This is a genomic window from Arthrobacter rhombi (assembly GCF_900163545.1).
In the GTDB taxonomy this organism is placed as follows: Bacteria; Actinomycetota; Actinomycetes; order Actinomycetales; family Micrococcaceae; genus Arthrobacter_H; species Arthrobacter_H rhombi_A.
Genome location: NZ_FUHW01000052.1, coordinates 22,054 through 38,244, shown reverse-complemented (window position 1 = coordinate 38,244; position 16,191 = coordinate 22,054). Strand labels below are relative to the sequence as shown.

At 64.6% G+C, this 16,191-nt stretch carries 14 protein-coding genes; 5 read left to right on the top strand and 9 right to left on the bottom strand.

The features are described from left to right. The first annotated feature begins 76 nt into the window (after window positions 1-76). A complete protein-coding gene (locus tag FM101_RS14635) occupies window positions 77-748 on the top strand; it encodes an MBL fold metallo-hydrolase (RefSeq protein ID WP_087000968.1) in 672 nt (223 codons plus the stop codon). 18 nt (window positions 749-766) lie between these two features. On the opposite strand, the gene FM101_RS14630 is transcribed toward FM101_RS14635, so the two are convergent. Further along, complete coding sequence (locus FM101_RS14630; protein ID WP_087000966.1) at window positions 767-970, bottom strand: hypothetical protein; 204 nt, start codon at window positions 968-970, stop codon at window positions 767-769. A 224-nt stretch (window positions 971-1,194) separates the two neighbouring features. On the opposite strand from FM101_RS14630, the gene FM101_RS14625 reads away from it, so the two are divergent. Then, a complete protein-coding gene (locus FM101_RS14625; protein ID WP_087000964.1) occupies window positions 1,195-1,602 on the top strand; it encodes a TM2 domain-containing protein in 408 nt (135 codons plus the stop codon). A gap of 543 nt (window positions 1,603-2,145) precedes the next feature. After that, window positions 2,146-2,709 (top strand): hypothetical protein, encoded by a 564-nt coding sequence (locus FM101_RS14620; RefSeq protein ID WP_087000962.1) that lies wholly within the window; start codon window positions 2,146-2,148, stop codon window positions 2,707-2,709. A gap of 110 nt (window positions 2,710-2,819) precedes the next feature. On the opposite strand, the gene FM101_RS14615 is transcribed toward FM101_RS14620, so the two are convergent. Continuing rightward, the gene (locus tag FM101_RS14615) at window positions 2,820-3,626 is read right to left on the bottom strand and encodes a trans-aconitate 2-methyltransferase (RefSeq protein ID WP_087000960.1); all 807 of its coding nucleotides are present in this window, start codon (window positions 3,624-3,626) and stop codon (window positions 2,820-2,822) included. An 82-nt stretch (window positions 3,627-3,708) separates the two neighbouring features. Between FM101_RS14615 and FM101_RS14610 the strand changes: the two genes are divergently transcribed. Further along, on the top strand, window positions 3,709-6,243 hold the full coding sequence (locus FM101_RS14610; RefSeq protein WP_087000958.1) for a DEAD/DEAH box helicase: 2,535 nt from the start codon (window positions 3,709-3,711) through the stop codon (window positions 6,241-6,243). Between the two features lie 13 nt (window positions 6,244-6,256). Here FM101_RS14610 and FM101_RS14605 read toward each other — a convergent pair whose 3' ends face one another. Further along, complete coding sequence (locus tag FM101_RS14605) at window positions 6,257-7,111, bottom strand: metal-dependent hydrolase (protein ID WP_087000956.1); 855 nt, start codon at window positions 7,109-7,111, stop codon at window positions 6,257-6,259. Between the two features lie 140 nt (window positions 7,112-7,251). Here FM101_RS14605 and FM101_RS14600 point away from each other — a divergent pair, with 140 nt between their 5' ends. Then, window positions 7,252-8,592, top strand: coding sequence for an alpha/beta fold hydrolase (locus tag FM101_RS14600; RefSeq protein WP_087000954.1), 1,341 nt, complete (start codon window positions 7,252-7,254; stop codon window positions 8,590-8,592). 14 nt (window positions 8,593-8,606) lie between these two features. Here the strand turns inward: FM101_RS14600 and FM101_RS14595 are convergent, their stop codons facing one another. The 6 genes from FM101_RS14595 to FM101_RS14570 form a co-directional block, all read right to left on the bottom strand. Further along, window positions 8,607-9,950, bottom strand: a complete 1,344-nt coding sequence (locus FM101_RS14595; protein ID WP_241895169.1) for an MFS transporter — start codon at window positions 9,948-9,950, stop codon at window positions 8,607-8,609. Window positions 9,951-9,999: 49 nt separating this feature from the next. Beyond that, window positions 10,000-11,031, bottom strand: coding sequence for a TerC family protein (locus FM101_RS14590; protein ID WP_245806714.1), 1,032 nt, complete (start codon window positions 11,029-11,031; stop codon window positions 10,000-10,002). Between the two features lie 195 nt (window positions 11,032-11,226). Continuing rightward, window positions 11,227-13,329: an excinuclease ABC subunit UvrB gene (uvrB, locus tag FM101_RS14585; RefSeq protein ID WP_087000952.1), complete on the bottom strand. Its 2,103-nt coding sequence runs from the start codon at window positions 13,327-13,329 to the stop codon at window positions 11,227-11,229. Window positions 13,330-13,431: 102 nt separating this feature from the next. Further along, window positions 13,432-13,764: a hypothetical protein gene (locus tag FM101_RS14580; RefSeq protein WP_087000950.1), complete on the bottom strand. Its 333-nt coding sequence runs from the start codon at window positions 13,762-13,764 to the stop codon at window positions 13,432-13,434. Beyond that, a complete protein-coding gene (gene coaE, locus FM101_RS14575) occupies window positions 13,761-14,408 on the bottom strand; it encodes a dephospho-CoA kinase (RefSeq protein WP_087000948.1) in 648 nt (215 codons plus the stop codon). Before coaE ends, FM101_RS14580 begins: the two co-directional genes overlap by 4 nt. Before the next feature lie 48 nt (window positions 14,409-14,456). Continuing rightward, a complete protein-coding gene (locus tag FM101_RS14570) occupies window positions 14,457-16,088 on the bottom strand; it encodes a protoporphyrinogen/coproporphyrinogen oxidase (protein ID WP_158225841.1) in 1,632 nt (543 codons plus the stop codon). Window positions 16,089-16,191: the final 103 nt, after the last annotated feature.

Below are 16,191 nucleotides of genomic sequence, written 5' to 3'. Positions count from 1 at the left end.
TGGCCGTTGCTGCGGGTGCACCCACAGTACCCGTCACCACTTTTCCCTCGTTCCGAGCAGCGCCTAGGCTGGCGTTATGAGCCCAGAGAATTCGCTGTTGCATGACCTGGCGGAGGTCACCATCCGCCGCGTGTCCGTTTCGTCGATGGACAACAACGCCTACCTCATCACCCATAAGCGGACCGGCGCGCAGGTGCTGATCGATGCGGCCGACGAGGCGTCGGCACTCCGCGGCCTCATCCACGACGCCGCCGCAGATGCGTCGGTGGCCCCGCATCTGGAATTGATCGCCACCACCCACCAACATTGGGACCACGTGCGGGCTCTCCGGGAGCTGGCCGATGAGACCGGCGCGCGGACGGCCTGCGGGGCCGAGGACGCAGAAGGTATTCGTGCGGCCACGGGAGTAGAAGCCGATGTAATCCTCGGCCAGGGCGATATCGGGAACGTTGAGGGCTTCGATCTGCGAACCGTGCATCTGCGGGGTCATACGCCGGGTTCCATCGCCTACATCTACGAGGACCCCTCGGGCCCGACGCATATCTTCAGCGGTGACAGCCTCTTCCCTGGAGGGCTGGGGAACACCGAAGGCGATACCGACCGGTTCGCCTCCCTGTATGAGGACGTCTCCGAGCGCCTCTTTGGGCAGTACCCGGATGACTCATTCGTCCACCCGGGTCACGGTCAGGGCACGACGCTGGGTGCCGAGCGCCCTCAGCTCCCTGAATGGAAGCAGCGCGGCTGGTAGACCGCTGGCTGGCCGCCCCTACTCGTGATGCAGTTCCCGGACCTCTCCGAACGGGACCGTCTCCGAAACCAGGGCTTGGACGCCAGTTCCGAGGAACCTCACGAGAACCCCGTACTCGCCTTCGGCAACGGATTCCTGCATGACGGGTCTGACGGTATCGAGGAAGGCTGGTTCGGCCCCCTCCAGATAGCTCTGGTAGGCGCGGGGTAGTGGGTTTTCCATGGCCGGTTCCTCCTGTGCGGTGTTCCGTCGGTGCTGACCCCAGCTCTACCACCCCTGACACGGCACGGGAAGGATTGGTAGAGCTGGCCGTCCACGCCATCTGGTTGCCATGTCCCCGGGACGGTCTCCTGAGAATCCAGACAGCAGTCAGGTGGAACCAAAAACCTCGGAGAACAGTACGCTCTATGGAGTAACTCACATTCACATCCATCCTTGGGGGAAACATGTCTGACACCAACCAGTCCGAAAACAGCGGCCAGGACCATGGCACGGCCTATCACCAGACTCCGTCACCGGACTCCGGCCCCCTGTCCCCGGTCCCGCCCCACCAGGTCACCCACATCACGGTCATGAATCCCAAAAGTGTCGGGCTCGCCTACGTTCTACTCATTTTCTTGGGCGGCCTCGGGATCCATAAGTTCTACGTGGACAAGGTTGGTATGGGGGTCACCTACCTCAGCCTCACTTTCGTCGGCGGACTGCTAACCCTGGTCTGGGTTGGGTGGTTGCTCATCATTGCCGTCTGGGTCATGTTGATCATTGACCTGTTCACGCTCGCCGGTGATGTACGCAGGTTCAATGCACGCCAACAGGCCCAGATCAGCAGCGGCGGCGCCTACGGTCATCGCTGACCAGGCGGTCCACCATCGGGATCGCCGGCACGAGACATGCTGGTTTTACCGGGGTGATCGCTCGAGGATGAGGGGACTTTCGCGCTGTCCACCACGACCGTCGGGCGGCTCTAACCATCAGGAGTTGGGCCGACATGAAGCCGTGGACCCGAACCACCTACCGGTGGGGCGTGCTGGGAGCCATCAGCGTAACGGCCGTCACTGGTTGCAGCGCCTTATCCGGGGGCCAGCACCGGTGACGGTGACCGTCTCGCCGCAGGCAGCGGTGCTGGCGCCCGAAGGCTCCTCGTCGCCGGGAGCTTCCACTCCCCCAGCGTCGGAGGCCCCGGCGCCGCCAAGGAGTCAGGCACCTACGACGCCGGCCCCGTCCAATGATCCCGCCGCCACATGGCCAGAGACTGCGCAGGAGGTCACCAGTGGCATAGCAAAAATCCACGTCGTCACCGGCGAAAGCGGAGTCACCGGCTCGGGTTTCCTGATCGCGGATGATTTGCTTGTGACGGCGGCCCGCTCATCACACAGGATGGTGCCGTTGTTGGTGTCGTGAGCCTGCGCCCGGACCAACGCGGCGAGCGGTCCGTCGACGGCATGGCCTACGCTGTCTCCGGGCCACGTACGGCGCAGGCCGTCGAGGCATGGCAGCAACGAAACGTTCCGGTTGCGGTTTCCACCTGCGAAGATGCCATAGCCGGCAGCGTCGATGTTGAGGTCAACATCGAGTCTGAACACGACCAGGCAGCGAACATTGCCCAGAGTCTGCAAACCCACGGGCAGGGCATTAATGACGGCGCCTACGACGCGGCCTTCGATATGTTCACTCCTCAAATGCAGCAGCGCATGGACGGGCTGCAGACATGGCAGGAAGGTCTCGCTTCTTCCTATTGGACCGGATTCAATCTGGTCGATGTCAGTGGATACGGAGACGACGTCGTAGCCCTCGCCCAACTGCAGACCTTGCAGAACATGGAGGACAGCAAGGGTGGTCAACAGGACTGCTCGGACTGGACCATCGCGTACGAAATGCATTGGAACGGGATCAATTGGCTGATCGATAGAACGCACCAGCCGCAGGGAGACCCCACGCAGTGCGCAGGGATCGGTGACTAGCGGTCGCGAGCCGCCATAGGTTTCCTCGGATATGAGCTACCGGACTCCAACCGGCACCACGGGGAGGGGCTGCTCCGTCTGCTTCAAATCGCGAGCTTGCCCCTGCTGGTTCACCCGAACCTACTGGCCGTCTCCTTGCGTCCGACCATGAAGATGCGACGAAACGGGAAGATGGTCAGCAGTTCACCCTCGGGGCCCGTGAAGGGCGGGTAGGCGTCCCGGACCAACGCGGCATACTCCGCTTCGAACTCGGCGGCATCGGCGTCGTTCAGCACCGAGAGAATGGGGCGCAGCGCCGTGCCACGCACCCAGTCGAGCACCGGGTCGGGTCCACGGAGGATTTGTTCGTAGGTGGTCTCCCACACATCAGCTTCGAACGCATGTTCGAGCATCAGGCGCAGGTACGTGGTTGGTTCTGCGACGGCGTCCTGGCGCAGCACCAAACCCTGGAGCCGGTCGGCCCAATACGGCGTGGCGGCGAGTTCACGCATCAACGCGTGCGAGGGGGCCTGGAAGTTCCCCGGAACCTGAGCGGCGAACCATGCCCCCGGTTTCAGGGCATCGAGCCATCCCGCCATGAGCTCACGGTGTCCGGGAATCCACTGCATCATCGCATTGCTGATGAGGATGTCGGTCTCCGCCTCGGGGGTCCAGGTCGCGGCATCGGTTTCGGCGAAGTCCAGCCGGGGCCGCTGGTGATCTGCAGTGGCTTTGTCGATCATCTCCGGTGAGGCATCCAAGCCGGTGACGTGGGCTTCGGGCCACCGATCGGCCAGGGCTGCAGTCAACGGTCCCGGGCCACAGCCCAGGTCGACGACCCGCGCCGGCACGTTGTCATCGATCCGGGCGATCAGTTCGAAGAAGGGGCGGTCACGGTGGCTGGCGAACTGGACGTAGGCGGCAGGATTCCATTTCATCACTCCAGCCTATTCCGGCCGATGCCCGCTGGGATGGGTCCGCGCCGACGGTGGGCCCGCTGGGCGATAGGCTGGAGGGACCATGAATCTTACCGACTTGCTGCCTGATTCCCCGCCCCGTGGGGCCACCGCCGAATCGACCTATGCCGCCTTCCTCTCGTGGGCGGAGGATCGCGGGATTTCCTTATACCCGGCGCAGGACGAAGCGGTGATGGAACTGGTCGAGGGGAACAACGTCATCCTGGCGACCCCCACCGGCTCCGGAAAATCGCTGGTGGCCGTCGCCGCTCACTTCCATGCGTTGGCCCGGGGGGAACGCAGCTACTACACGGCCCCGATCAAGGCGCTGGTCTCCGAGAAGTTCTTTGCCCTCTGCGAGATCTTCGGGGCCGAGAACGTCGGGATGGTCACCGGGGATTCCTCGGTGAACCAGGACGCACCGATCATCTGCTGCACCGCTGAGATCCTCGCCAACATCGCCTTGCGCGAAGGGGACGACGCCGATCTGGGCCCCGTGGTGATGGACGAGTTCCACTTCTACTCCGACCCGCAACGCGGTTGGGCCTGGCAGGTCCCGCTGCTGGAGTTGCCCCAGGCGCAGTTCCTGCTCATGTCCGCGACCCTGGGGGACGTCACCCGATTCGAGGACGAACTAACCCAACTCACGGGCCGGCACACCACCACGGTAGCCAACGCCGAGCGCCCCATCCCCCTGCACTACTACTACTCCGAGGAGCCGGTTCAGGAGGCCATGGAGGAACTGCTGTCCACCCAGCAGGCCCCCGTCTACGTGGTGCACTTCAGCCAGCTCGAAGCCATCGAGCGAGCCCAGTCGCTGATGAGCATCAATGTCTGCTCCCGCGAGGAGAAGGACAGGATCTCCGAACTGATCGCCGGATTCCGTTTCGCCACGGGCTTCGGCAAGACGCTGAACCGCCTGGTCCGCCACGGGATCGGCGTCCACCACGCCGGTATGCTGCCCAAATATCGTCGCTTGGTCGAACAGTTGGCCCAGGCGGGCCTGCTCAAGGTCATTTGCGGTACCGACACGCTCGGGGTGGGCATCAATGTGCCCATTCGCACGGTGATGCTGACGGCACTGTCCAAATACGACGGCATCCGCACCCGCCCCTTGAATGCCCGCGAGTTCCACCAGATCGCCGGTCGGGCCGGACGCGCCGGCTACGACACCGCGGGAACCGTCGTCGTCCAGGCCCCCGAGTTCGCCATCGAGAACAAGAAGTCGATGAACAAGGCCGTCGCCAAGTTCGGCGACGATTCGAAGAAGCTGCGCCAAGTCGTCAAGAAGAAACCACCCCAGGGTTTCGTCTCCTGGTCGGAGAAGACCTTCGACAAGATGGTGGCCTCCACTCCCGAACCGTTGACCTCTTCATTCAAGGTCACCCATTCAATGCTGCTGAACCTGCTCGAACGTGAGGGGAACTCCTTCGCTGCCGCCCGCAGGCTGCTGACCGAAAACCATGAGCCGCCGGCCCGGCAGAGTGCCTTGCTGCGCCGGGCCCTGGGGATTTTGCGCGAACTGCTGGCCACCGGGGTGGTTGAACGCCTCGATGCACCCGATGAGTACGGCAACCTGCTGCGCCTGACGGTGGAACTGCAGCAGAACTTCGCCCTGAACCAGCCGCTCTCCCCGTTCGCCATGGCCAGCCTGGAGATCCTGGACCGGGAATCACCCAGTTATGCCCTCGACGTGGTTTCCATCATCGAAGCAACGCTGGAAAAGCCACGCCAGGTCCTCAACGCCCAGGAGAAGAAGGCCCGCGGCGAGGCCGTGGCCGCGATGAAGGCCGAGGGGATGGAGTACGAGGCGCGAATGAACGCGCTCGACGAAGTTACCTACGCTCAGCCGTTGGCCGAGCTCCTGGGCGAGGCCTTCGAAACCTACCGTAGTGGTGCCCCCTGGTTGGGGGACTTCGAACTCTCACCCAAATCCGTGGTCCGCGATATGTATGAGCGGGCCATGTCCTTCGGGGAGTACATCGCGTTCTATTCGCTGGCGCGCTCCGAGGGAATCCTGCTGCGCTACCTCACCGACGCCTTCAAGGCGCTACGCCAGACGGTGCCTCGTGACGCGTTGCGTGAAGACCTCGAGGACCTCATCGAGTGGTTGGGCGAGCTGGTGCGCCAGACCGACTCCTCACTTCTTGACGAGTGGGAAAAGCTCTCCAGCGGCGAAATGCCTCAAGACCCCGGCGCGGACATCACCCCACCGCAGCCCGACCGACTGACCTCGAACGAGCGGGCGTTCCGGGTGATGGTCCGCAACGAGATGTTCCGCCGCGTGCAGCTCTTTGCCGATGAGCAGGAACAGACCCTGGGGCAGCTCGACGGGCACCATGGGTTCGACGCCGATGCTTGGGCTGACGCCATGGACGCCTATTTCGACGAGCACGATGACATCGACGACGGCCCGGCCGCCCGCGGACCCCAGTTGCTGATCATCACCCCGAGCCCCACCGAGTGGAAAGTCAGGCAGATCTTCAAGGATCCTGCGGGGAATAACGACTGGGGCATCGACTCGGTGATCAACCTGGCGGATTCGGATGAGGCGGGCACGGCAGTGGTGACCGTGACGGGTGTGGGCCGGCTCGACTAGCCCATACCGCCATTCAGGGGAGGAACACCGCGTATAACGGCTTGGAACCGGCCACTGCCAGGTCCACGGCCGGCATCATGATCCCCAAGGATGCGTAAAGCGAGACCGGTACGCAGAGCAGCCATTCGCGCCAGGACCCGGCAACTCCCAGGACCGGGACGGCGAGCCGTCCACTGGGACGCCAGATCTGGCGCAGGAAGGGGAACCGGCGCAGCTTCCGTGGAGCGCGCAGCCGGAGCGGCCACAGCAGATTGCAGCCCCCAACGGTCAGCAGGTCCCCGACAATATGGGTGACCGTCCCCAACAGGACGGCCAATACGAACCAGTACTGTGCCTCGGGGGCGAAGAGGGCGACGAAGGCCCCGGCGGGAATGGACATCACCCACGGCAGTTTGCGCATGGCGTCCGGGATGAACTTCAAGGCTTTTAGTGCGAAGGCGATCAACAGCACCGCCGATAGGCCTGCGCCGGGGAAAACCGTGCCCCACCGCGGGGAATGGACCTCCCAAAGACCCAGCACGTAGGCGATCACCGTGAAGACGGCGATCCCGAGGAGGGAATGCGTGCCGTTGCGGTGTCCACCGGCCACCCGGCCGATCCCGGAGCACATGAGGTTCGACACCGGTGGCAGCGACTGGGCAATGCTGGCGTGTCGATGGTCAGCATCGGGGAGCAGTGCCGCCCCGGCACACACCAGGGCCCCGGCAAGTACCCCGGCAGGTGTCACCTCGAGAAGGCCCAACCCCCAGACGCTCTGATGGGGAAGGAAGGAGAAGGACTCGGCCACCGGTCCCAGCCTCATGACCGGCTGCGTCGTCACGGCGATCCAGACGGCTGCGCCACTGGCTGCGTGGTGACCTCCCATCATGGGTTCGGCCCTCTTTCTGTCGATGGAAGACGGTGGGTGCTTCGGCCCCACCCCCGGTGGCCACGGCGATCCCCACCCTAGGCGCCACCACCGATCATTAGACGTCGGTGCCCGGCCCCATGGCCGGTAGTGTTGATCACATGACCGCTCTGATGCACCGTGTGTCCGCCACCCACGAGTTCCGCGGCCTACGCGCCACCGAACACTATTTCACCCTCCCGCTGGACCATGGCCAGCCCGGCGGTGAGTCCATCACCGTCTTTGCCCGCGAGATCTCCTCCGTGGACCATGAAGATCCCGGCCAGCTACCCTGGTTGCTGTATCTCCAAGGCGGTCCCGGGGCTGCCAGCCCCCGGGTTTCCTCGCTGACAGGGTGGATGGCCGAGGCGGCAAAGAGCTTCAGGATCCTGCTGTTGGATCAGCGCGGAACCGGGTTGAGCACGCCGGCCAACCGGCAATCCTTGCCCCTGCGGGGTGATGCCGCGGCGCAGGCTTCGTATCTGAGGCATTTCCGCGCCGATTCGATCGTGCGTGACGCCGAAGCCATCCGTGCCGAGCTGGGCATCGACACGTGGAGCACCTTCGGGCAAAGCTTCGGCGGATTCTGCACACTGACCTACCTGTCATTGGCCCCACAATCACTGGACCGTTGCCTGGTCACCGGAGGGTTGGGTCCCGTCGACGGAGGCCCGGAGGAGGTCTACCGGGCGACCTATGCACGGATGTCCGCGCGCAATGCCGAGTATTTCGCTCGCTATCCGGAAGACCGTCTGGTCCTGAATCGCATCATGCGCCACGTCGAACAGGAGCATGAGCAGCTCCCCGACGGGCGGGTGATCACCGGCGGCCTCGTCCAACTTCTGGGCCAGTTCCTCGGTGGGAACACCCGCATGGACCAGCTGCATTTCGTCTTCGAATCGGCGTTTATCCCGACCGTGGACGGCCCGCGGCTGTCGGACTCCTTTACGTCGGTGCTTTTCCAACAGGCCAGTCGAGGCCCGAATCCGCTCTATGCGCTGCTGCACGAATCTATTTATGGGAACGCTCGGGCCACCAACTGGGCCGCAGAACGCGTCGCCTCCGAGTTCCCGGACTTCGATCCGGCCTCCGCCGAGCCGCTACTGACCGGCGAAATGGTCTACAGCTGGTACTTCAGGGAGGACCCGTTCCTGCGTCCATTGGAGGACGTGGCCCGGATCCTCGCAGAGTATGAACAGTGGCCGGCCCTCTACGACCTCGAACAGCTCGCGGCCACCACGGTACCGGTGGCCGCTGCCGTGTACGCCGATGATGTGTACGTGGACCGTGACATCAGCCGGGCAACGGCAGAAAAGGTCAGGGGCCTGCGCGTCTGGGAGACCGCCGACTTCCACCATGATGGGATCGCCGACGACGGGGCGGGCATCTTCGCGCGCCTACTGGGTATGACGAAACCACTCAGTGACACCACTGAGACCGCAACGGCCAACGAGGCCGACTGAGCGTTTCCGGCGACTCATCCGGAGACGACGTCGTCGTATCCGATCTCCAAGATGGCCCGGCGGTGTCGACGCAGTTCGGCGACTCCCCCGGCGGCGACGAGCAGGACCAGCACCAGGCAGGCCACGTTCAGCCCGGCAAAGCCCCAGACGGCGAGCACCAGGCCCGAGCCCGCGGCGCCGAGGGCTCCGGCGGTACCCATGAGGGCATCGGACAGCCCCTGGACGGGAACCCGGTGGCCGGCTTCCACGCTTTCGGAGACGAACGCGGAACCGGCGACCGTGGCCAGGGACCAGCCCACGCCCAACAGGACCAGCCCCACCGTCACGGCCAGCTGACTGGCCGCCCCCACGGCACAACACACCAGGGAGGCGGCCAACACGGCCTGCGCGGCCAGCATCGTCTGCCGGCGCCCCCACCGATCGGCCAGAATCCCGATGAACGGCGAGAGGGCATACATGCCAGCTATGTGGAGTGAAATCGTGAACCCGATGAGCACCAGGACGTCCAGGCTCGCGTGGTGTCCGGCCATGGCTCCCCCGCTCGCCCCCGCGGCGATGGCGTCCAGGTCCTTGAAGTGCACCGGGGTCATGGACATGACGGCGACCATGACCAGGTGGGAGATCACAATGGTGGTGACACCGAGCCGGGCGGCCGGATGATGCCGCAGCACCGACAGTCCCCCACCCAGCGAGGGTCGTACCGGTGCCGGCGCTCCCGGTTCGCGGGACATCCGCAGTGGGTCCGGCCGCAGCCCGATATTGAGGATCAGGACGGCGATGAGCATTCCGGCCATGGAGAAGATGAAGGGCCCACTCTCGTCGGGCAACCCCAGGGAACGGCCCATGGCGGCACCCGGGCCGATCAGATTCGGTCCGGTGACCGCCCCGATCGTGATGGCCCAGACCACCAGCCCAAGGTCTCGGCCGCGGGTGGCAGGTTCGGCGAGGTCGGTCGCTGCGAAACGGGCCTGGAGGTTGGCGGCGTTGCCGACGCCCAATAATGCCGCAGAGACCAGCAAGAGCGGAAAACTCTCCAGGACCGGTGTCAGCAGCATACCCAAGGCACCCACGGCAGCAATGAGCATGCCGGCGGAGAGCGCCACCCGGCGCCCTCGGCGGATGGCCAGACCGGCCAAAGGCAAAGCGGTCAGGGCCCCGGCGACGGAGATCGCCATCGTCGTGGCCCCGGCATAGGCATTGCTTCCGGTCAGATCCACCGCCATCAGCGAGCCGAGGGCAAGCCCCGATCCGTTGCCGAGGCCGCTGAAGAGCTGGGCCAACGACAGGGAGAGGACCACGCGGCGTTGGTGGTTGCGCGGCACTGAGGGCACCGGTGCGGTGCCAAGGTTCTGACTCACCGCGCTAGCCTACCAACGCCGGGGCTCCCCGGCGGCCTGCAGAGTGGTGCTAGATGTCGCCCTCGTCGTGCTTTTCGGCAGCGGTCCTGGCCTTCGCCTCAGCGGCCGCCCGCTTGCCCGCCGGGCTGTACAGGCTGGCGACGGTCGCAATGACCAGGGTCGCGACGATAACGATCAGGGACAGACCCGTACTGATGTCCGGGATCCACTCGATGCCCTGGCCGCCGTTGATGAAGGGCAGCTCGTTTTCGTGCATGGCGTGGAAAATCAGTTTGACCCCAATGAACGCCAGGATGATCGACAGGGCGTGCTTGAGGAAGATGAGCCGTTCCATCAGCCCGCCCAAGAGGAAGTAGAGCTGGCGCAATCCCATCAGGGCGAAAATATTGGCCGTGAAGACGATGAACGGGCTCTGCGTGAGACCGAAGATCGCGGGGATCGAGTCGACAGCGAAGAGCAGGTCGGTCATGCCAATCGTGATGAAGACCAGCACCATCGGGGTGAACATCCGCTTGCCGCCCACGGTGGTGCGCAGCTTATTGCCGTCGTAGTGCTTGGCCACGGGGAGCTTGGCGGTCACCTTGGCGACGAGGCTGCTTTCGCCTTCACCTTCGTCGTCGTCGCTGTCGGTGGCCTGCTTCCACGCGGTCCAGAGCAGGAAGGCGCCGAAGATGTAGAAGATCCAGGTCAGATGTTCAATCAGCGTCGCACCGACCAGAATGAACCCACCACGGAGGATCAGCGCGATGATGATGCCAAACATCAGCACTTCCTGCTGATACTTCCGCGGTACGGCGAAGCGCGCCATGATGATGATGAACACGAAGAGGTTGTCCACGCTCAGGCTGTATTCGGTGATCCAACCGGCAACAAACTCTTGGCCATAATCGGGGCCAGCCTGCCAGAACAGCACCCCGGCGAAGACGAGTGCGAGGGTGACGTAGAAGCCGACCCAGAGGCCGGCTTCCTTCATGGAAGGCTCATGGGGGCGTTTGATCACATAGAGCAGATCGAACAGCAGGATCAGGCCCAGGGCAGTCAGGGAAATAACTTCAAATTGGGTGGTCAGATGTTCCGACACGGTAACCTCTCAGGGCGCAGGAAGCGCCGGCAGGGGACATGGGGCATTGCCGCAAGTCTCTCCGCCGTCCCAGTTCGGGATCGGCCACTGTGCCCGGCATGGCGGCATTGCCATGCGTGTTGACGTCCACAGTGTTCGGGATACTCCCCTACGCCGAGACAATCCTACCCCACGGTCTTCGGGCTCCGTCCCGGATCAGGCGTGCCCTGCCTGCTGCATTTGGCGCAGCTCCTTCTTCAGGTCCCCGACTTCGTCGCGGAGTCGTGCCGCCAATTCGAATTTCAGTTCCTCGGCGGCCCCATGCATCTGCTCGGTCAGATCGGTGATCAGATCCACCAGGTCCTCGGCCGGTGCAGCGGCCAGCCCGTCCTTCCGGACCTTGGACTCTGCCTGGACCGCCGTGGACTTGGAACGTCGGGCCCCCTTGGCGAGTCGCTGGTTATCGAGCAGTTCCTGGGTATCGGCGTCCTCCCGGGCCAGCTGGTCGGTGATGTCGGCGATCTTCTTGCGCAGCGGCATCGGGTCGACACCGCGTTCCTTGTTGTAGGCGTCCTGGATCTGACGGCGACGGTTGGTTTCGGAAATCGCGTGGGCCATCGAATCGGTGATCCGGTCGGCATACATATGCACCTGACCGGAGACGTTGCGAGCGGCGCGTCCGATCGTCTGGATCAGTGACGTCCCTGAGCGGAGGAAGCCTTCCTTATCGGCGTCGAGGATCGCCACGAGGGAGACCTCTGGCAGGTCAAGGCCCTCGCGCAGCAAGTTGATGCCCACCAGTACGTCGAAGACTCCCATCCGTAGTTCGCGCAGCAATTCGACGCGACGCAGCGTATCGACGTCGGAGTGGAGGTACTCGACTTTCACCCCATGTTCGGTGAGGTAGCCGGTGAGGTCCTCGGCCATCCGCTTCGTCAGCGTGGTCACCAGGATGCGCTCGTTGTTGGCGGTGCGGCTCCGGATCTCCTCGAGGAGGTCATCGATCTGGCCCTTGGTCGGCTTGACGATGATCTCCGGGTCCAGCAGGCCGGTGGGTCGGATGATCTGCTGGACGAAGCCATCGGATTTGCCCAGCTCGTATTTGCCAGGAGTGGCCGAGAGGTAGAGGGTCTGTCCAATCCGTTCCAGGAATTCGTCCCATTTCAGCGGACGGTTGTCCATCGCCGAGGGCAACCGGAAACCGTGCTCCACCAGAGTGCGCTTCCGCGACATGTCCCCTTCGTACATGGCGCCGATTTGCGGGATCGTCACGTGTGATTCGTCGACAACGAGCAGGAAGTCGTCGGGGAAGTAGTCCAGCAGGCAGTGCGGGGCGGTGCCGGGCCCGCGGCCGTCGATATGACGTGAATAGTTTTCGATGCCGTTGCAGAAGCCCATCTGCTGCATCATTTCCAGGTCGTAGGTGGTGCGCATGCGCAACCGCTGGGCTTCGACGAGTTTGTTTTGTCCCTCGAGTTCCTCCAGCCGCACCTGGAGTTCGTCCTCGATGTCCTTAATGGCCCGGTTCATCCGTTCGGGTCCGGCGACGTAGTGGCTGGCGGGGAAGATGTACATCTCTTCTTCCTCACGGATCACGTCACCGGTCAAAGGGTGCAGGGTGTGGATCTGTTCGATCTCATCGCCAAAGAACTCGATCCGCAGCGCCTGTTCCTCATACATCGGGATGATTTCCACGGTGTCCCCCCGCACCCTGAACGTCCCGCGGTGGAAATCCATGTCGTTACGGGCGTACTGCATGGAAACGAATTTGCGCAGCAGCTCGTCCCGGTTCATCTCCATCCCCTTGCGCAGGGTGACCATGCCGGCGACGTATTCCTCCGGAGTGCCCAGCCCGTAGATGCAGGAGACGGTGGCGACCACGACGACGTCGCGGCGGGTCAGCAGCGTGTTGGTCGCCGAGTGCCGCAGCCGTTCGACCTCCTCGTTGATGGAGGAGTCCTTTTCGATGAAGGTATCGGTCTGCGGGACGTAGGCCTCTGGCTGGTAGTAGTCGTAGTAGGAGACGAAGTATTCGACGGCGTTATTGGGCAGCAGTTCACGGAACTCGTTGACGAGTTGGGCTGCGAGGGTCTTGTTCTGCACCAGGATGAGGGTCGGGCGCTGCACCTGTTCGACGAGCCAGGCAGTTGTTGCGCTTTTACCGGTACCCGTCGCCCCGAGGAGGACAACGTCCTTCTCCCCGCCGTTGATCCGTTCGGCGAGTTCGGCGATGGCCTGCGGCTGGTCCCCCGCCGGCTCGAAATCACTGATGACTTCGAAGGGGGCGACGACGCGGTTGATCTCCTGGGCAAGACTCATAGGACCAAGGCTACGCTGTGCGCCACGGCGCACGCACGCCTACGGCTGTGGGCTTAAACCCCGTGGTGGTTCGGGGCACGACGACGGTGCCGAGGGCAAGGATCAGGCGCCGGGACGGCGCCCCTTGCCGGTTCTGGCAGGGCCGTCGAGGAGACCGTCGTGTTCGAAACGGCCCAAGATGGCCACGAATATCTGTTGCGCGAAGACCACGCATCCCCCCAGGGCCAACACGATGCCGGTTAAGGTCATCCACGCCGGCACCAAGACCTGCCAGCTCCACGGTGCTTCCCCGGTCGTGAACTCCACCCGGCCACCCGCGACGAGCCACAACACGATAGCCACCGCCCAGAGAAAACCGGTGGCGATGAACAACCAGGTCACCCATTTCATCCCCGAGCCGAACCGGTAGGTCGCGGCCGGGCCCTGTCGTCTCATTCGTTGACCCCAGGGGTCACGACCGAACGGAGGGCCTGTGGTTGCAGGGTTCCGGTCCACAACTCATCCACTGCTGTGCGGAGCTCGTCCAAGCTGCCGGAGTTCTCAAGCACCACATCGCTCACGGCGGCCCGCTGCTCGTCGGAGGCTTGGGCAGCCATCCGGGCGACGGCGTCCTCCTGGCTCATTCCTCGATCCTCCATCATGCGGCGGATTCGTTCGGCGCGGGGAGCCTGTACGGTGACGACGATGTCGAAGGAGCCCGCCTGACCGGTTTCGACGAGCAGTGGGATGTCCTGAACGACGACCACGGGCCGGTGACTCGTTTCCTGGGCCGCAGCTTCGGCGCGGATCCGTGCCGCTTCGGCGCGTACCCGGGGGTGGACGATCCCGTTGAGCGTGTCACGGGCCTGGGGGTCAGCGAAGACGATGCCTCCCAGCCGTGGACGGTCCAGGCGGCCCTTCGAATCAAGCAGTTCCGCGCCGAAGGCCTCCACCACCGAGGCTAGCGCCTCGGTACCGGGTTCGAGGGCCCTGCGGGCCATGGCGTCGGCGTCAATCAAGACGGCACCATGTTCCACGAGGCGCGTGGCCACCGCAGATTTTCCCGAGGCGATCCCGCCGGTCAGTCCAACATCAAGCATGGTCCCAGCTTATGGCAACCAGGTCCCCCTGCGCGTCCGGTAGGCCGGTCACGCCAGCAGTTTGCGCAGACCCACCGAATAGGCGGCCTTCGCGACCAGCGCGCCAGCCGGTCTCAGCGGGCGTGGAAGCCAAGAGGGTCGCAGGCTTTGGCGCCACACGACCTCCACGTCGGAGCCATGCTGCTCGACGGTGGCCTCGACCTCGCCGGCCACGGGTCCGAACTTCGACACGGCCAACCTGCCGGGACGGTCGCCCGTGGGGGCCTCGGCACGGCGCACCAGCATCCGGTCGGACAGCGTCAAAGGACCCAGCCGGGTCAGCCCGACGAACGCCAAGCGCTCGCTCATCCGGGCACCCCGCGGGGTCACGCTGGTGAACGGGATGGCTGCACTGTGGGTGTCCAGATCCGTGAGTCGCGCCCACAAGGTGGCAGCATCACCGGGTCGGCGCAGCCGCACTTCGAAGGTGTCGGAAGTCTTCGGCGCAGCATGAGTGGCTGGCCCTCCGCTTTCCAACGCTGCGGCAGCCGCCGCACCACTGGCCAGCGCACCCTGGATGGAAGCTTCGTGGTGATCACCGGCCAGGAGGACGCCGTCCAACGCACTGTTCGGTGGAGTATGCCCCGGGGAAATAACGGGCAGGGCGTCCCTGATGTCATGGCGGACGAGCAGCTGCCAGTCGGGGTTCTGGACACCGAGGATGGCTGCTGCCTGACTCAACGCCGATTCGTCGCCCAGTCCATGTGCTCCCACGGCGGTCGCCTGAACCAGATGCCACCCCGCCGGGGCGTAGGAAGGACAGACGGTGGAGACCACCGCTGTGTGGGCGAGCCGCGCGCCGGCGCGCAGATCAAGATGCAGGAACGGCAGCCGGCTGGGCTGGTGTTTCGTCGAAAACCACCATGTCGTCAGGGAGTGCAGCTGCGGGGCCGGGTCGCCGAGCAGCCGGGCGCTCGCCGTCGGACCGGCGGCGACCACAACCCGGTCGGCGGTGAAGCGTTCTCCCGAAGCACAGCTGACGGTCCAGCGATCTGCCTGGCGGGTCAGGCTCTCCGCCACGTATCCGAACCGGATGCGCTCCGCGAGGGGAGAGGCCAGCTGATGGGCGATCGCCACCATTCCCTGCCCCGGCAAGGCGGGGGTTCCCCAGGCGAAGTATCCGGCGAGTCGACGGGCGAAGCGGGCGGAGACGTCAAGGTTGGGATCCCCGAGGACGCCCGAAAAGAACCGGCCAATGATCCCTCGCGACGAGGCCGAGAACCCCGCTCCATCCAGGGATTCGTGGAGCGACAACGAGTCATCACCGGCCCTGCGCACCCATCGCAGGGCAGCGAGCACATCCTGGGGCGCCAGCAAGCCGCTGACCAGTCCCCGGAGACGGGACGGATGGCGGAGCGGATCAGCCAGGACGTCGAGCCCATCGTCGCCGCGCACCGCGACACCACGTCCCCAGGCGTGCAGGCCCAGGGCTTCCAGATCGAACGCGCGTCGCGCCTCGGGGTAGCGGGGGTTCAAGAGCTGGAATCCACGGTCGCACCGGAAACCATCAATGACTTCGGTATCGATCCGTCCACCGACCCGGTGCGTGGCCTCCAGCACCGTGACCTCATGTCCTTGGCCGACAGCCAGTCCGGCGGCTCGCAGTCCCGCCAGGCCCGCGCCAATGACCACAACGTCCACGATATCCTCGTTTCCTCTGGCTTGTCCGGTGTCAGGATGACGCAGTTGCCATCCGGCTGGGCCCACGCACCTGGTGCAAGCGGCCGTCGAACCACCCGATGGT